This window comes from Thermoflavimicrobium daqui, assembly GCF_003313465.1.
Taxonomy (GTDB): domain Bacteria; phylum Bacillota; class Bacilli; order Thermoactinomycetales; family Thermoactinomycetaceae; genus Thermoflavimicrobium; species Thermoflavimicrobium daqui.
This window is the reverse complement of sequence record NZ_KZ845663.1, coordinates 182,685-198,849: the sequence shown is the minus strand read 5'-3', so window position 1 is coordinate 198,849 and position 16,165 is coordinate 182,685. Positions and strand designations below refer to the sequence as shown.

Here is a 16,165-nt window from a genome sequence, read left to right as displayed (position 1 = left end):
TTTGAAGCGGACATCTCTACTTCTCTTGCAGGTTAGCAGTAGGAATCTGACGGAAAATGGCTCTCTGGAAAATACTCCCCAAGACCCTAAGGATTTGATCGTATCCTTAGGGTCTTTTCTCTATTTTTCTTGGTAAATAGAAATTGCTAAAGAAAAAGCTGATCAATAAAGCGGTGATCCCTATGCCAAGGACTTGAGATAATAAAAGGTTTGTGAAACTAGCTACAAGTGTAAGTATGATAGAAAGTAAGCTAATGAGTATCCAACACATTTTTTGAAAGCTGGTACGCCGTTCTTTTGGATCGATAGGATATATTTGTACAAACATAGGGTAGCGATGTGGATTCGTGATTTGTGGAAGTTGACTCCCAAATAACCAGATACATAAAAGGATGGTTCCAAATACTACCCAAAAATTAGGTAGAAACACAATAATCAAGATGGCCAACAACAAGATACGTAAATAAATCGAAAAAAGTTCGCTATGTCGGAAGAATGTTCGCCAATATAAATATGAAAAAGGTTTTCCTTGAGGAATTAGCTTAGGAAGAAGCCAAGTGATCCATTTTCGTTCTTTGACTGGAAAGCGAACTTGCGGTAAATCAACAAACCATCCTGCGAGAGAAACATATTTTGCCTGTATTTTTTGCTCTCGTTTCGCAAATAGAATCCATGGATACGGAAAACGAGGTGCTTTCGAAAAAATACGCCATAGAAAGAAGGTATGTAAAACTGTAAGGATAAAAAAGAGTAACACCAAAGATATCTTAGCATGAACATAAATCAATGTGATGTAACTAAGCCAACCCGTAATTAGTAGGCGGATGAAAAAAAGAGTAAAAATGAATCGTGATGAATAAAATGGTTGTAGCCGATCCTCAAGCCAACTTGCAATAATATTCCACACCTGAAGGAAACAAAAGGCGATAAGTACAGCCATAAAGTCTTTAATCGTACCAAATCGTAACCGATAAAGTGGTAACAAGATCAATAGGAACAAAGTCAAGCGAGCTAGGTATGTAGCACAGTTATAATATAAGCTCACCTTAAAATAGTCCCTCATTTTCGTTTCAAGTGGTAGTAAAAAGGTTAAATCAGCTTTTTGTATCCATGTTCGAATTCGAACAATAGAAAGTGGAAGCGAAATAATAATCGCAACGAGAACGGCAATAGGAAAATCTTTGGGTAACCAAACCAAAAAACGTGAATAAGCGATAGAGAGAAGAATGAATAATACTCCAACAACGAGTGGTGTTCCCCCACCACTTAAAACCATCATTAAAATTCGTATCGCTTGTGTCCATGAAGTCGTCATGCGTTTAATAAAAAGCTGGTCTGTTTTCATCTTAAGAATCCTTTGCTATCTGAATAAAAAGTTCTTCAAGAGTTGCCCGCGGAAGTCCTGCCTGTTCACGCATTTCTGGGAGGGTACCTGAAAGAGCGACTTGACCTTCATGGAGTAAGACAAAACGATCACAATATTTTTCAGCCATAGTTAAAATATGAGTGGACATCAAAATCGCTGTTCCTTCTTTTTTGCGTTGTAAAAATAAGTCCAATAGCGCTTGAATAGCTAATGGATCAAGACCAATAAACGGTTCATCAACGATAAGTAGTTTTGGCTCGATGAGGAAAGCACATAGGATCATTATTTTCTGTTGCATCCCTTTAGAAAAAGTGTGTGGAAACCAATGTGTAGCCTTTTTCATTCGAAAAGCTTGTAGTAAGAATTCGGCTCGTTCCTTAAAAATGTCTTTGGGAAGTTGGTAAGCTCGTGCTGTAAGCTCTAAATGCTCCCAAAGAGTTAGCTCCTCATAAAATTGAGGAACTTCTGGTATATAAGCGAGTGATGAACGATAATGAAGAGGATCAGCTTGTAGAGTAGTACGATCCACTTCAATCGTTCCTTCATGTGGTGTGAGTAAACCAAGAATATGTTTGATTGTAGTGCTTTTTCCAGCACCATTGACACCGATTAATCCGACGATTTCAGAAGGTTGTACGTTAAGTGAAATATGGTGGATAACGGGCTGATGTCTAGAATATCCACCTGTTAGATTTTGTACCGATAACATAAGATGGAAATGCTCCTTTTATCATTAGAATACGTATGACTACCTTATAACCCAGTTCTTATTCCAATTGAACAACTATTTGCTTTAGTAAAAGGAAAAAGGTAACGGTTTGTCAACTAGCTATTACTTACTTTTATTATATACACAACTATTCTAAAACGGAGGGTTATCGGTGAAATTAGTGGTAAATTCATGAAAAATGGTGGGAGAAGATTCTATACCATGTAATAGGAAAGACAACCTTCACAGGGGAAGCTTTGTCATTAAGCGAATAATAAAATCGCTTTTTTAGCGATAACCAAATGAGGAAAGCGGAATACTAGTCTGATGGACAAAAGAAAATTATAATTTAGATTATAAATGAATTTTTATTGAAGGTTAATGAGAAACATTTGTTACGGAAAAGCAGTTTGTTTTTATAAGAAAGGGAAAATATAACTTATCAAGACCTATTCTGCCCACCATCTTAGCGCTAGTATATATTTAATAAACCCATGAAGTGATTTAGGGCTGTTGATTGGTCAAAAGCAACAGGAGCTTTATTTGCTAGGAGACCTCTTATCCGCTTGTTTGGGATAAGGAGTTTTAAGAGACAGAGTCGGCTTAATCGCAGAGCAAAAGAAAAGGGGCGAAAGAATGTCTAAATCAGTGAAAAGATTACCCAATCGTGCGGAGATAGCTACAGAATATACTTGGCGTTTAGAAGATATTTTTGCGACAGATGAAGAATGGGAAAAAGAGTTTGAAACCGTTAGAAAAACGATTCCAAGCCTAAAAGAGTTTAAAGGAAAGTTGGGGGATTCATCATCCAGCTTGTTAGCAGCTTTGAAAAAGTGTGATGAAGTATTTATGCGAATTGGAAAGTTGTATACATATGCTCATATGCGGTTTGATCAAGATACAACGAATACATTTTATCAAGGTTTAGAAAGTCGTATTGCTAGTCTTTATACAGAGGCATTAAGTACGAGAGCCTATCTAGTACCAGAGATTTTGGCGATTGATGAGCATAAACTACAATCTTTTCTAGAAGAAAACCAAGAGCTAAAGGTATATGAATATGCACTGCAAATTATTGATCAAAAGCGGAAGCATGTACTATCTTCTAGGGAAGAAGCGTTAATAGCCGGAGCGGCCGAAGTCATGAATGCTTCGCAAACTACGTTTAGTTTACTGAATAATGCAGATCTAAGATTTCCAACGATTCAAGATGAAGAAGGGCATGAGGTTGAGGTCACACACGGTCGTTATACTCAGTTTCTACGGAGTCATGATCGTCGTGTACGTAAAGAAGCTTTTGCAGCGATGTACGAGACTTATGGTAAATATATTAACACCTTTGCCAGTACACTAAGTGCGACAGTGAAAAAGCATAACTACATAGCACACGTTCGGAATTATCATTCAGCAAGGCATGCGGCACTAAGTGAGAATCAGATTCCCGAAATTGTGTATGACCAGCTTATAGAGACTGTTCATGAACATCTTCCTCTTCTTCATCGATATATGGAGATCCGAAAACGTGCACTCAATTTAGATGAATTGCACATGTATGATGTTTATGCATCCTTGGTAGATGATGTAAAAATAAAATATACTTATGAAGAAGCGAAAGATGTTTTGCTCAAAGGGTTAGCCGTTATGGGTGAAGAGTATGTCTCGATCGTCAAGGAAGGGCTTGATAACCGTTGGGTAGATGTTTACGAGAATAAAGGGAAACGAAGTGGAGCTTACTCATCAGGGGCATATGGGACGAATCCATATATTTTGTTGAACTGGCAAGATAATATTGATAACTTATTTACTTTAGCTCATGAATTTGGGCATTCTGTACATAGCTACTACACTCGAAAAAGCCAACCCTATGCATATGGTGATTATTCGATTTTTGTGGCTGAAGTGGCATCGACCTGTAACGAACAGTTATTAAATGATTACTTATATAAATCGATGCAAGACAAAAAGAAACGATTATACTTACTGAATCATCAATTAGAAGATTTTCGAGCAGTTGTGTTTCGACAAACCCAATTTGCAGAGTTTGAACACTTGATTCATCAGAAAGTACAGCGCAAAGAGGCACTTACTGCTGAACAGCTTACTACTTTGTACTATGATCTAAATCAAAAGTATTTTGGATCTCATGTGATTTCGGATGAAGAGATTGGACTGGAATGGGCTAGAATCCCTCACTTTTATTATAACTACTACGTTTATCAGTATGCGACTGGATTTAGTGCAGCAACAGCTTTATCGAAGCAAATTTTATCTGAAGGTAAACCAGCAGTAGATCGTTATATTGCTTACCTCAAAGCAGGTAGTTCTGCTGGTCCAATTGATGTTCTAAAAAAAGCAGGTGTCGATATGACATCTTCCGAGCCCATACGAGCTGCTTTCCAAGTATTTAAAGAGAAGTTAGACGAGATGGAGAAACTATTATTTGAAAAAGAATAGTTATGGGTGAGGAAATACTTAAAAGTTACTTCCTAAGGGTATTAAATAATGATGAGAGCGTCCTTGGTTATTTACTAAGGACGTTTTTATTTGAACGAAAAGTAATAAGTGATCATTCTTAATGGTGTCCTCTATATTGTTAAAATATTGTAAAAGAAAGCTTGTTAAAGTTTCGATAAGATATATTAGAAAGAAGGTCAGTCTTGGAGGAGTCATTTTGTCTATATTCGATTTGATTGAGATGGCATATCAAAGCCATGCTTCTGATCTACATATATCTGACTTTTCTGCTTGGATGCGGATACAAGGTCAGCTTGTTCCGATTGAATCGGTTCATATGACTTTCACGGATATCGAAGACTTTCTCACGCAAACATTACATCCTCAAGAGATTCAGAAGTTTAATAAGCGTAAGGAAATCGATGCTAGTTTGGTTAGTCCTATAGGGATACGGTGTCGTTTACACATTTATTTTCAAAAAGGGCTTCCAAGCTTATCCATTCGTTTATTTTCTCAAGAAATCCCAAAACCCATGGACATAGGGATACCTGATATTTTACTTAACTTGATTCATCAAGAACAAGGACTACTTCTGGTTGCGGGCCCTACGGGTAGTGGTAAGACAACAACGCTTGCCTCTTTGCTTGATCATCTTAATCAACATGATTCGCTTCGGATCATTACTTTAGAAGATCCGATTGAATATATACATACTCCTAGACGGTCAATGATTGAGCAGAGGGAGATAGGACTAGATACAGAAAGTTTTTTACAAGGGATACGAACAGCATTACGACAAGATCCAGATGTGATTTATATCGGCGAATTACGTGACTATGAGACCATTCATGCTGCGATTCGTGCGGCCGAAGCAGGTCGGTTAGTTATGGCGACTTTACATACGGGAAGAGCTATGTCCGCGATCCATCGAATGATTGATGCTTTTCCTGCTTCGAAACAATCTCAAATCCGATCACAGTTAGCGTTTGGGCTTATAGCTGTGATTTCACAGCGCTTACTTCCACTTCGCAATTCAAGTCATCAACGTGTAGCTGCTTTTGAAGTATTGTTGAATACCCCCGCTGTCAGTCATCTTATTCGCACTGATCAGTTACACCAAATCGAATCATTAATGCAAGCTGGAAAAGGACAAGGAATGCAATCTCTAGAGACAGCTTATCAGCAATTAATAGATGCTGGACTCATCGATATTGATTTGGACAAAGGGCGAATGAGATATGGGAGTTGATTGGCAAGGGATATTTTTTATTTTGCTAAGTGGGAGTATTGCTTATTTTTTACCGAGGCTCGCTTATAAGCTCTTGCAATGGAAAGTTGATCCACCAAGATTAACCCAAGTGAAAAATATACTATGGTTCCAATGGTTGTCTGTTTTTATGGTTAGTGTAGCGACATATTTCGTCTACATATCTTTCGGCCAATCTAAGGAATTATGGTTAGCTCTACTATTTATTTGGTTATTATTACTTGCTTCTTTGACAGATATATGGGTAGGATTAATTTTAAATTGGTTTACTTATAGTGGATTTGTTTTCCTGCTCTTATTTCGTTTATGGATTGATGGAGCTTCTTTGGGAACTTATCTATGGGCATGTTTATTTATTGGAACGTTAAGTGGCCTTATAAGTTGGTTCACAAAAGGCTTGGGATATGGGGATGTAAAGCTTCTAATTATGGGTGCTTTGGTGGTTGGCTGGCCCAATATTTTGCTTGCTTTTTGGTGTGCAACATTAAGTGCCTGTTTATGTGTCTTTGGTAGGTGGATATGTGGTTACTCGATTCAAAGTAAAACGGCAATTCGATTTGGTCCACATATATCACTGGGTTTATTTTTGACTTATTTATGGGGGGAAGCGATTCTTAAACTCTACTTTGATTTGCTTGATTATAGTAATAAGGTCACACTCTTCATATTTACTTCTCTAGTACCTATGGTAGTCAATGTTGTTGTATAATTCGACCAAACTCTATGTCATTCTTAAATTCAGAGCGATTCGTTTATATATAGGGAAATGATAAGTGGTAGGTATTTGGGGCATCCCCTCATTCGTTTCTGAAGGATAGAATAAAATATATCATGCAAGAGTTATAGAAAGGAGTTGAAGATTTGCTTGTTCTATAGGCGAGTTCTTGGTATCGAGATACAAGATCACTTTTTTAAGATGGTAGAGCTACATAAAAAAAGAGCAAAACATATTGTACAACATGTCACTTCACATCCAATACCTTGGGAAACGAGTCACTCGGAGCAGATATTTGATCGTGATAAATTTATTTGGCTTCTAAAGAAGTTGCAAGAAGAGCAACATACTTCTGCACGTATGGTACGTTTAGTTATGGATAGTCAATATATTAGCGTATATAAACAGCCTGTTCCGGCTCGAATTAAAGAAAATGAAATTAGATCATGGTTAGAGAAAAATGTGATTCCTAAACTAACGAAAGAAAAAGTCATTTTTGATTACTTTAGCTTACGTTCGAAAAAGCGTGATCAACGAAAAGTGATGTTATTTATCACTACTAAAAAGTTGATAGACTCATTGGAAGATATTTTTGCTTGGGCTGGCTTGGAGCTGGCTTCTGTACAGTTTTCCTCCCTTTCCTTATTTGAATGGTTACAATATACCCGGAGGGACTTACCGTTTGCGTTTTCTACCTTTCGTTTTACAGCAAATGGTGTAGAGCTCAGCTGGTTTCGTGACAGTCAGTTGGAAGGGATGAAGTATTTGTCGCTTCCCCTCATTTCTTTTTGTAATCAAGGTGGATATTCCTACTCTGATTGGTACCGACCCATTTTGACAACACCAAGTGAACTAGTAGCTTTTGGTGAAGTCTTATTAAATCGAGTTGATCAAGAAATGGAAAGCTGGTTTCAAGAGTTTCATTGGCTGCCTGATGAGTGGATATTGACAGGTGAGGGAATTGATCTTTATCTTTTACGAAATTGGTTACTCGGACAAATTCCAGCGAAAATTTCCGTCGATACCATACCTGAATACTTCATTTCTCCTAAATTACAAAAAATTCCTACGGGGCGATTTGGAGCATCATTATCTGTTTTGATCGGTTCATTACTTAACGGAGGGAAAGCCTGATGAAGATTAACTTGATGGAGCCAGTTTCCTCTGTGAAGCGGTATTTTCGTTGGTGGGTTGGTGGAATTATTCTCTTTCATGTTTTATTAGTAGGAGCCGCTGGTTTTTTATTTTGGGAGCAGTCCACGCAAATAGAAAAGCTAGAAAAGCAAAAAAAACTATTGGAACCTGTCGAAAAAGAAACAAAGAAAAAGGTAGAACAAGAGCAAAAATTTCGCAAACAGCATGGATCCGTACTTAATTACAAGGAAACGGTAGAAAAGTTACAATCGGAAAATATAGAATGGGATTTAGCTTTGCAAGCGATTGGACAAGCTTTAACGCCAGAAGCTAAAACTTTTAATCTTAAAGCAAAAGGGAACGAGCTATCAGGAATGGTAGTATTTGCTTCAGAGCACAATATGAGCATTTTTGAAACGAAGATGAAAGCGAATAAGCTGATTAAGCAGTTTATGATTGAAGGCGTTGGTAAGGCTTCAGCTATTAAAGAGGTTCAAATTAAGCCGGATAATGCGACTGTCGTACGCTTTCGTTTTCAATTTCAACCCCCAAAAATAGAAAAATCCAATGAATCAAAAGGGAATAATACAAAAAATGAAAATAACTCCCAGCAGAAGGGAGGAAGTTCGTGACACCGTGGTGGAAACAGCCCTTGTGGTGGAAATCAAAAGAGTTTTTATGGTCACTGTTTGCATTATGCTTATTACTCGTCATGATCATATGTGGTCCCCTATTATATTTACAGCATCTGGAGTTAAAGAAAACCAGAGATCACTTAAATAACCTACAGAAATATGTACGAGAACATGAATCAACTGTAAAGTTAGTAGATCAAGGCTTACGTCCACCGACTACGGAAGAACTGCAAGCGCTTAATGCGAAGGTACCTACTGAAATCAATGTCTCACGTGTAATTGAAGCCCTCCAAGCAAAGGCAAAAGCCTCAGGAGTAAAGTGGAAAGATATGCGCTTTGCGGCAAAAGAAGGTGATTTAGATCAAATAAAAAACGAGATAAAGATTTCGGATCTTAAATCCGTTGCGGATCTAAAAACAAGCTTGGAGCATTATTTATATCATGATAAAAAAGAGTCACAAAAATCATTAGCACCCCATCTATCTATGATTTATGCGGATGTTTATTTAGACGCCGATTCTACGCAACTGAAAATATGGTTTCAATCAATAAAAGATTTGGATCGAATGATTCGTATTCGCGAATGGGATAATCTAATTTTAAATCAAGATGAAAATAAAATAGGGAACACACGTGTACGTTTGGTTTTATATATTTATATGGATTCAAACTTAAAGTTATCTCCAGCCACGGTTGGTAATGAAAAGAATATTCCGACACAATCACCGACTAGGATCGAGATAAAACCTAAGCCAACCCAAGAAGAGCTTATGAAGAAAATGAATGAACAACAACAGAAAAAAAGTGGTACGATTAACCAAGAAACTACCAATGACTCAAAAGCGGGAAACTAATAAAAAATTTGAATACCTCTGCTACTGGGCTTTAGGCTTGAGGTGGGGGAAGATGGATAGAATAGAAGTAAAGATGTAGCGCTTGTTGCTTAAGGTAACGAGCGTTTTTCTTTTCTTTCATTCAGTAGATTTTCTTCTTATATGGGGTCTAATGATAAGTTGCCACATATGGAGAATTTATAGGCAAGCGGCTTCTTATGTTCTATCTTCTCTACTAGCCCCATAAAGATATAGTAATAGTTAGAGAAGGGACGGAATAAAAAGATGGATAAAAATAAAGTGAATGTTTATCCACAAAAAAAAGGATTAAAAATCATTGTTTCAGCGCAAAACCATAAAACAATACCACCAGTAAAAATAAACCATCATCCTAGAAGAGATCCTCAAATCTTAGATTGGTTACAGCAGGGGATTGAATTTTTGCAAAAGGGGGGAAAAGGAAAAAAAATCGGTTGGAAACCTTCTAAACATCCACTTATAAAGAAAAAATCAATAAAAGTTTCTCCTAACTTCCTACAACATATGCTCTCAGTTGGAGGAGCTATCTTAGTGGGTGTGATTATGGGAGGATCTTTATTGCAATTGTTTTTTTCGGAACAGCCAACACATCTCTCTTCGATTGATTCTCATTTAGTCAAGCAGTCACCTGCTACATTTGACTCCTTACATCCTAGCTTGAACCATCTCGGTGTAATTCCTACTTTAAAGGTCGTCATGTTACAAGCAGGTAACTTTCAAGACCATGATGGCGCTAAAAAGAAAGTCCAAGCTTTTCGTACGAAAGGGCTTTCAGCTGTGTTGTCATCAACAGAACCCTATCGTATTTTTTTAGGGGTTGGAATGACATATGATGATGCATTAAAATTATCCACCATGTTTAAGCAAAAAGAAGTCGATATGTATTTAAAAGAATGGGAAATAGGTGGTCAAAAGCTAGCAAAAAAGGTAAAAGGGAAAAAGTTGCCTGTAGAACTTCCCAAAGCCTTGGAAAGAGGAAATAGTTTAATAAAGCAACTAGGCATTGCTTCTGTACAGCAAATGAAAACCGACTCAAAGCCTATGACTCCATTTATATTTCATAATACTTGGATCAAAGACTATAAAAAGTGGGTGACCGAAATGCAGGCAATCGAAGCAGAATTTTCTTCAACTACTTCTGATGCTCTTTCTGAAATGATGCGTGGATTATCGCAAGCGATGCAAAGTGGAATGGAATTACAGAAGAACCCAAGTCAAGCTCTGTTATGGCAGATGCAAGAAGGATTAGTCCATTATATTACAGGGTATGATCAATTGACTAGATATTTACAAAATTAAATAAACTGATAGATCGGATAATTTAGGAATATAAAATTGTTTCTTGTTGATTAAAAGCAACTTTGCTAAACTAAAATTATAACTTCAATGATTCTAACACCTTCTACATGTGGGTGTTTTTTTTGACCTAAAATATACTAAAATACTTGGTTATAATAAATTTATTACCTAATGTAGAAAGGTGTGGATAAAATGCCAAAAGAATTAATTTTAGCTTCTGGTTCGCCAAGAAGAAGAGCTTTATTAGAAGGGTTAAATTTATCTTTTCGCGTGATGACAAGTCATGTTGATGAAACGCTGCCTCCAGATATAAAGCCGAAAGACGCTGTTCAAAACCTTGCGTTAAAAAAAGCAAAGGCGGTTTCTATATCTGCTTCATCTGCACTCATCATCGGTGCTGATACGGTTGTAGTATTGGACGAACAGATTTTAGGAAAGCCTACCGATGTTCAAGATGCTATGCAGATGATAGCTCAGTTACAAGGTAGAGTCCATCACGTATTTAGTGGCATTGCTTTAGTGGAGGTCGAAGAAGGAAAAATTGTTCGAGAAATAACTAGAGCACGAAAAACAGATGTCTGGATGCGGCCTTTGTCACAAAAGAAGATCGATTGGTACATTCGTACAGGGGAACCACTTGATAAAGCAGGTGCTTATGGTATTCAGGGGTATGGAGCTACATTGATCGAAAAAATGGATGGTTGCTATTTTAATGTTGTGGGTTTGTCTTTGTCATTACTTGATCAGATGATGGAAGAGCTAGGATATTTTATGTTTCATGATTTTTAGTCCAGAAAGTAAGTATAAACTCCTCTGCTGATCACATTGGACTTTCTGGAAAAATGAATGCAGAGGGGGAAATCGCGTGTTGATAAAAGATGTTCCAGTCGAGGAAAGACCGAGAGAACGTCTAATCAAATTTGGTGCGGAAGCGCTTTCGAATGCGGAGCTTATCGCACTTTTACTTCGAACAGGAACAGCACATGAATCTGTCCTTACGCTGTCACAAAGGGTCCTATCGCAAACAGAAGGTTTAAAAGGTTTGACTAAAGCATCTTTGATGGAATTGACTCAGATTCATGGCATTGGACCAGCAAAAGCAGTTCAGTTACTTGCAGGTGTAGAGTTAGGGAGAAGAATTTCACGTGCTGTTCCTGAAGAGAGAGTGACTATTCGCTCTCCATATGATGCTGCACAATGTGTGATGGAAGAAATGCGCTATTTAGAGCAAGAACACTTTTTGTGTTTATTTTTGAATACAAAAAACAAGATTATTCATAAAAAATGTATATTTGTAGGTAGTTTAAATGTATCAGTGGTTCATCCGCGTGAAGTATTTCGTGAAGCAATTCGTTATAGTTCAGCAGGAATTATCTGTGTACATAATCACCCAAGTGGCGATGTAACTCCAAGTCGTGAAGACTTAGAAGTTACTCAGCGGTTAGTAGAAGCAGGTCATTTAATGGGCATAGAACTGATCGACCATTTAATCATTGGTGACCAATCTTATTTTAGCATGAAAGAAAAAGGACTCATTTTAGACGCTATATAAAGTATGTTTGCATCATCGGAATAAAATCCGGATATAGGAATATAAAAAGTCTTTGGAGGGCAAATTTAGGCTTTTTAAGTCTCAATTTGCCCAAGTTTACGTTTTTACTTAATGGATATAGATTCTAAAATTAGTTATAGAAGGAAAATAAAGGGATATAGCGAAATCATTTACTTGAGGCGGGGTGACGTGAGAATGGGAAAGGTGAGACCAGGGGTAACCATTAAAGGGACAAAGGATGGCCTTCTTTTTATTTTAAATGATTCCTGCCCTTTTTCTAGACTACTTGAAGAGCTAAAACAGCTACTTGAATATAATCATTCATCGCTATGGAATGGCCCTGATACCAAAGTTTTAATAAAATTGGGAAAAAGACAAATTACGAAACCAGAGGAGATAGCCCTGCGTCAGTTATTTGCAACCAAGAAAAATTTGTTGATTCAAGGCTTTGAAAGTGAAGAAAGCTCCGATTTATTACATACTTCAGGTGTGCAAATGTTAGCTGGTACTGTACGTTCAGGTCAGATACTAACACATAAAGGCGACTTATTGTTACTTGGAGATGTTAACCCTGGAGGTTGTGTTCAATCAACTGGTAGTATATTTGTATTGGGATCACTTAGGGGTCTTGCTCATGCAGGGAGTAATGGGGATGAAACAGCACTTATTGCAGCTTCTATTTTTAAGCCAACACAAATAAGAATTACGGACGTGATCTCCCGTCCACCTGATGAATGGGATGAATCAGAGGTCGGTATGCGCTTTGCATATTTAATAAATAATCAAATTGCTGTAGACCAAGTTCAGTCGTTAAGTCAGCTTCGCCCAGATATGAAATGGAAAGAAAATGGACGTCAGCGACTTTAACTCAATGAAAGAAGGGAGGGGTAGCAATGGGAGAGAGTATCGTTATTACCTCGGGAAAAGGTGGTGTGGGTAAATCAACTACATCAGCCAATCTCGGTACTGCCCTGGCCCTTACGGGAAAAAAAGTTTGTTTAGTTGATACAGATATTGGCCTTCGTAATTTAGATGTACTCATGGGATTAGAGAATCGGATTATTTATGATTTAGTAGATGTTGTGGAAAAAACTTGCCGGATGGAACAAGCACTTATTAAAGATAAACGCTGTGATCATCTTTATCTATTACCTGCTGCTCAAACAAAAGATAAAACTTCTATTTCATCACTCCAGTTACGTTGGTTAATAGCTGAGCTAAAAGAAAAATTTGACTATGTTCTTATTGACTGTCCGGCAGGTATTGAGATGGGATTTAAAAATGCGGTAGCTGGAGCAGATCAAGCAATTGTAGTAACTACACCAGAAAATGCAGCGATTCGGGATGCAGACCGAGTAATCGGACTGTTGGAGAAAGAGCGAATACCATCACCCAAGTTAGTGATCAATCGTCTACGGACACAGTTGACTAAAGAAGGTGGAATGATGGATGTAGATGAGGTGGTGTCTGTTTTAGCCATCGATTTGCTTGGAGTTGTACCCGATGATGAGCAGGTGATTCTAGCCGGTCACACAGGTGAACCGATTGTTTGGGATAGTCGCTGTCCAGCCGGAAAAGCTTATCGTAATATCGCCAGAAGAATCCAAGGAGAGATGGTTCCACTGCTCGTCTTTGATAAGCAACAAAATATGATGTCAAAAATGAAAAAATGGCTTGGGTTTGTTTAAGATAAAATGGCTTCTTTTATAGAACTTGTTCCATAATTCGATAAAAAACAAGGCTATTTCTAGTTGAAGCTGAGAAAGACTATTTGTGTAGAAAAGGACAAGAGTGTCTCAAGAATTAAAGAAGTTCTATGAAAGAATCGAGGCTAGTGGAAATGAGTGGGGAAGCGATAAGTGACTAATTAAGAGGACAGACTATTTATAAAAGCAGCGTACCACTATCAAAGGTACGCTGCTTTTATATCTTTACAAGTGGGAAAACCCTTTAGCTATGGAGATGAGAGCGAGTGTCAGACGAGAGAGGGATGCTTTGCACCTCAGGCAAGTCTGACCATCTTTTTGGTTCTTTTTTCACTTTGGATTAGGTGAGGTTGCCTTGCCACTCATCGCTTCCCCACTCACTCACGCTTTAGGTTTTGGCGAAAAAGTCGATCCTACACAAAATGATTTAGGGCTTTGTCTAGCAATGATCTAGGTTTTGGCTCGAATTATAACATGTTGTAGATGTTTGATGTTTGATTTTTGTATTTAATAGGATTTTATATCAATATTATAGAGGGATTTATTATAATTTTGTATCACTTCGTTCATAATTCAACCATTTCAATCATATTATCTTCCCAGAAAGCTTGTCTGACGGAGGGGATAGATATGAGTGAGTGGGGAGAAAGTATTAAAAAACGAAGACAAAAGCAAGTTCAGTTAATTAGACAAGGAATGTACTCTGTAGCCGACGATGGAGTTGGTCTAAAAAGTGAAGGATGGGGACAAAAGGATTGGAAAGTAGGGACGGATAAGAAAAATAAAAAAAATAAACCGAGTAAGCTTTTCATCCAAACTCTTATTTCTGTATTTCTACTATTGGGAACTTATATCATCTACCAATTTCAGACAAATAGGGGTATAAAGGTACAAGAGTGGATTCGCATTTCGATGACGAAGGAGTTTCAATTTCAAAATATGGCAGATTGGTATCATAAGATGGTTGGAGGAGTACCCAGTATCTTACCCGCTTTTCAATCAAAACCCAAACAATCTACTTCGCTAAAGTGGACTGCTCCTGTTCAAGGAAAAGTGGTGTTACCATTTGATCAGAAAAGAAAAGGGACTGTACTGCAAACTCTTCATGAATCTCAAATCAAAGCGGTTGAAGAAGGATGGGTTACTTTTGCAGGAGAAAAGCCTGACTTAGGTAATTTAGTCATTATTCGACATGCTCAAGGATATGAAAGCTGGTATGGATTTGTCCAAAACGTAAAAGTAAAGAAAAAAGACTGGGTGAAAAGTGGGCAATTGATTGGTGAGGTAGGAGATAAGAAGGGACAACCTATGGTTTACTTTGCTTTAAAAAAAGAAGATCAATTTATTTCGCCAATGGGTGTGATTCCATTTGAGTAAATATCCGTGGCAAGGGATGGAGTTAAAAATCCATCCTTTATTTTGGTTTATGATGGGTATTTCTATATGGACAGGATATTTTTTAGAAGTCATTACTTTATTTGTATTAGTGATTATTCATGAATTAGGTCATGTTAGTGCTGCATGGTCTTATGAATGGCGGATTTATTCGATTGAGCTGTTACCTTTTGGAGGAGTAGTCAAAACGGATAAGTGGGGAAATGTACCAGCTAAAGAGGAAATCGTCGTAGCTTTGGCTGGGCCATTTCATCATCTGGGGTTAATTCTAGTAAGTTATTTCTTTTTTGAGTTCGGCTTGTGGACGAAGGATTGGACCGAATATTTTATTCAAGGAAATGTTTGGCTTGCCTTATTTAATCTTCTACCCATTTATCCTCTTGATGGTGGACGTGTAATGCATGCGTGTCTTAGCTATTTTTTCCCTTTTCGCCAATGCATGTTTTGGGTAACTGTAATTAGTTTGATCTTGTCTGTGCTACTTTTACTGTCTGCTATTTTTCTAAGTCATTCTGTCCATTTTCCGCTCTTATGTATTTCTGTATTTCTTATTACTGCCAATTTTAAAGAAATGAAGCATAAAAAGATTCAGTTCCTTCGCTTTCTATTAGAGCGATATTATCAAGGTGTTCACCCAAACTATGCACTCAAAAGATTGACTGTTTCGGTTAATGAACCACTTGAACATATTATCAATCGATGGTATAAAGAAAAGTATCATGTTCTTGAAATAGTGGATGAAGTAGGTAGACCGATCAGCTTCATACCAGAAGAGGAAATACTTAGCCAATACTTCCAAAATCCTTATGGACGACTCCATCCCTGATGAACATGGTTAAGTATAAATGCATAAAGCTTATTGAAATAAACGGATAGCGACTAAGTTAAAAAGCAGCTGTATATTTTTTAGGTTCGTTTTATTTCTATCTATTCCCAGCGAAGAATCATTGACAGAGATGAATTGATTATGCTAAGATAAACGTTGTCGTTGTGCGAAAAACCGCTCATCATTAGGATGCTAAAAGACAAATGTCTTTCCTAATATGGCGAGTCCTAATCAG

General features: G+C 37.5%; 15 protein-coding genes. 13 read left to right on the top strand and 2 right to left on the bottom strand.

All coding sequences use genetic code 11. From position 1 onward, the window contains the following. Positions 1-106 precede the first annotated feature (106 nt). Positions 107-1,345, bottom strand: a complete 1,239-nt coding sequence (locus DL897_RS01010) for an ABC transporter permease (RefSeq protein ID WP_113657265.1) — start codon at positions 1,343-1,345, stop codon at positions 107-109. Between the two features lies 1 nt (position 1,346). Next, positions 1,347-2,075 carry an ABC transporter ATP-binding protein gene (locus tag DL897_RS01005; protein WP_113657264.1) on the bottom strand — a complete coding sequence of 243 codons (729 nt, stop codon included), beginning with the start codon at positions 2,073-2,075 and terminating at the stop codon, positions 1,347-1,349. Between the two features lie 636 nt (positions 2,076-2,711). Here DL897_RS01005 and pepF point away from each other — a divergent pair. The 13 genes from pepF (at position 2,712) to DL897_RS00940 (ending at position 15,930) form a co-directional block, all read left to right on the top strand. After that, on the top strand, positions 2,712-4,529 hold the full coding sequence (gene pepF, locus DL897_RS01000) for an oligoendopeptidase F (protein WP_113657263.1): 1,818 nt from the start codon (positions 2,712-2,714) through the stop codon (positions 4,527-4,529). 217 nt (positions 4,530-4,746) lie between these two features. Then, positions 4,747-5,778 carry a type IV pilus twitching motility protein PilT gene (locus tag DL897_RS00995; protein WP_240627227.1) on the top strand — a complete coding sequence of 344 codons (1,032 nt, stop codon included), beginning with the start codon at positions 4,747-4,749 and terminating at the stop codon, positions 5,776-5,778. After that, the gene (locus DL897_RS00990) at positions 5,768-6,505 is read left to right on the top strand and encodes a prepilin peptidase (protein ID WP_113657261.1); all 738 of its coding nucleotides are present in this window, start codon (positions 5,768-5,770) and stop codon (positions 6,503-6,505) included. The genes DL897_RS00995 and DL897_RS00990 overlap by 11 nt, the downstream gene beginning before the upstream one ends. Positions 6,506-6,661: 156 nt before the next feature. Beyond that, positions 6,662-7,645 carry a pilus assembly protein PilM gene (gene pilM / locus DL897_RS00985; protein ID WP_113657260.1) on the top strand — a complete coding sequence of 328 codons (984 nt, stop codon included), beginning with the start codon at positions 6,662-6,664 and terminating at the stop codon, positions 7,643-7,645. Further along, the gene (locus DL897_RS00980; RefSeq protein WP_113657259.1) at positions 7,645-8,277 is read left to right on the top strand and encodes a hypothetical protein; all 633 of its coding nucleotides are present in this window, start codon (positions 7,645-7,647) and stop codon (positions 8,275-8,277) included. Before pilM ends, DL897_RS00980 begins: the two co-directional genes overlap by 1 nt. Further along, positions 8,274-9,134 carry a hypothetical protein gene (locus DL897_RS00975; protein ID WP_113657258.1) on the top strand — a complete coding sequence of 287 codons (861 nt, stop codon included), beginning with the start codon at positions 8,274-8,276 and terminating at the stop codon, positions 9,132-9,134. Before DL897_RS00980 ends, DL897_RS00975 begins: the two co-directional genes overlap by 4 nt. Before the next feature lie 264 nt (positions 9,135-9,398). Then, on the top strand, positions 9,399-10,451 hold the full coding sequence (locus DL897_RS00970) for a hypothetical protein (protein WP_113657257.1): 1,053 nt from the start codon (positions 9,399-9,401) through the stop codon (positions 10,449-10,451). A 192-nt stretch (positions 10,452-10,643) separates the two neighbouring features. Further along, positions 10,644-11,240: a Maf family protein gene (locus DL897_RS00965; protein WP_420824096.1), complete on the top strand. Its 597-nt coding sequence runs from the start codon at positions 10,644-10,646 to the stop codon at positions 11,238-11,240. 76 nt (positions 11,241-11,316) lie between these two features. Then, positions 11,317-12,003: a RadC family protein gene (radC, locus tag DL897_RS00960; protein WP_240627226.1), complete on the top strand. Its 687-nt coding sequence runs from the start codon at positions 11,317-11,319 to the stop codon at positions 12,001-12,003. A gap of 195 nt (positions 12,004-12,198) precedes the next feature. Beyond that, positions 12,199-12,870 (top strand): septum site-determining protein MinC, encoded by a 672-nt coding sequence (locus DL897_RS00955; RefSeq protein ID WP_113657255.1) that lies wholly within the window; start codon positions 12,199-12,201, stop codon positions 12,868-12,870. A gap of 26 nt (positions 12,871-12,896) precedes the next feature. Beyond that, positions 12,897-13,691, top strand: a complete 795-nt coding sequence (gene minD / locus DL897_RS00950) for a septum site-determining protein MinD (protein WP_113657254.1) — start codon at positions 12,897-12,899, stop codon at positions 13,689-13,691. A gap of 648 nt (positions 13,692-14,339) precedes the next feature. Then, a complete protein-coding gene (locus DL897_RS00945; protein ID WP_113657253.1) occupies positions 14,340-15,086 on the top strand; it encodes a peptidoglycan DD-metalloendopeptidase family protein in 747 nt (248 codons plus the stop codon). Then, positions 15,079-15,930 (top strand): M50 family metallopeptidase, encoded by an 852-nt coding sequence (locus DL897_RS00940; RefSeq protein ID WP_113657252.1) that lies wholly within the window; start codon positions 15,079-15,081, stop codon positions 15,928-15,930. Before DL897_RS00945 ends, DL897_RS00940 begins: the two co-directional genes overlap by 8 nt. Positions 15,931-16,165: the final 235 nt, after the last annotated feature.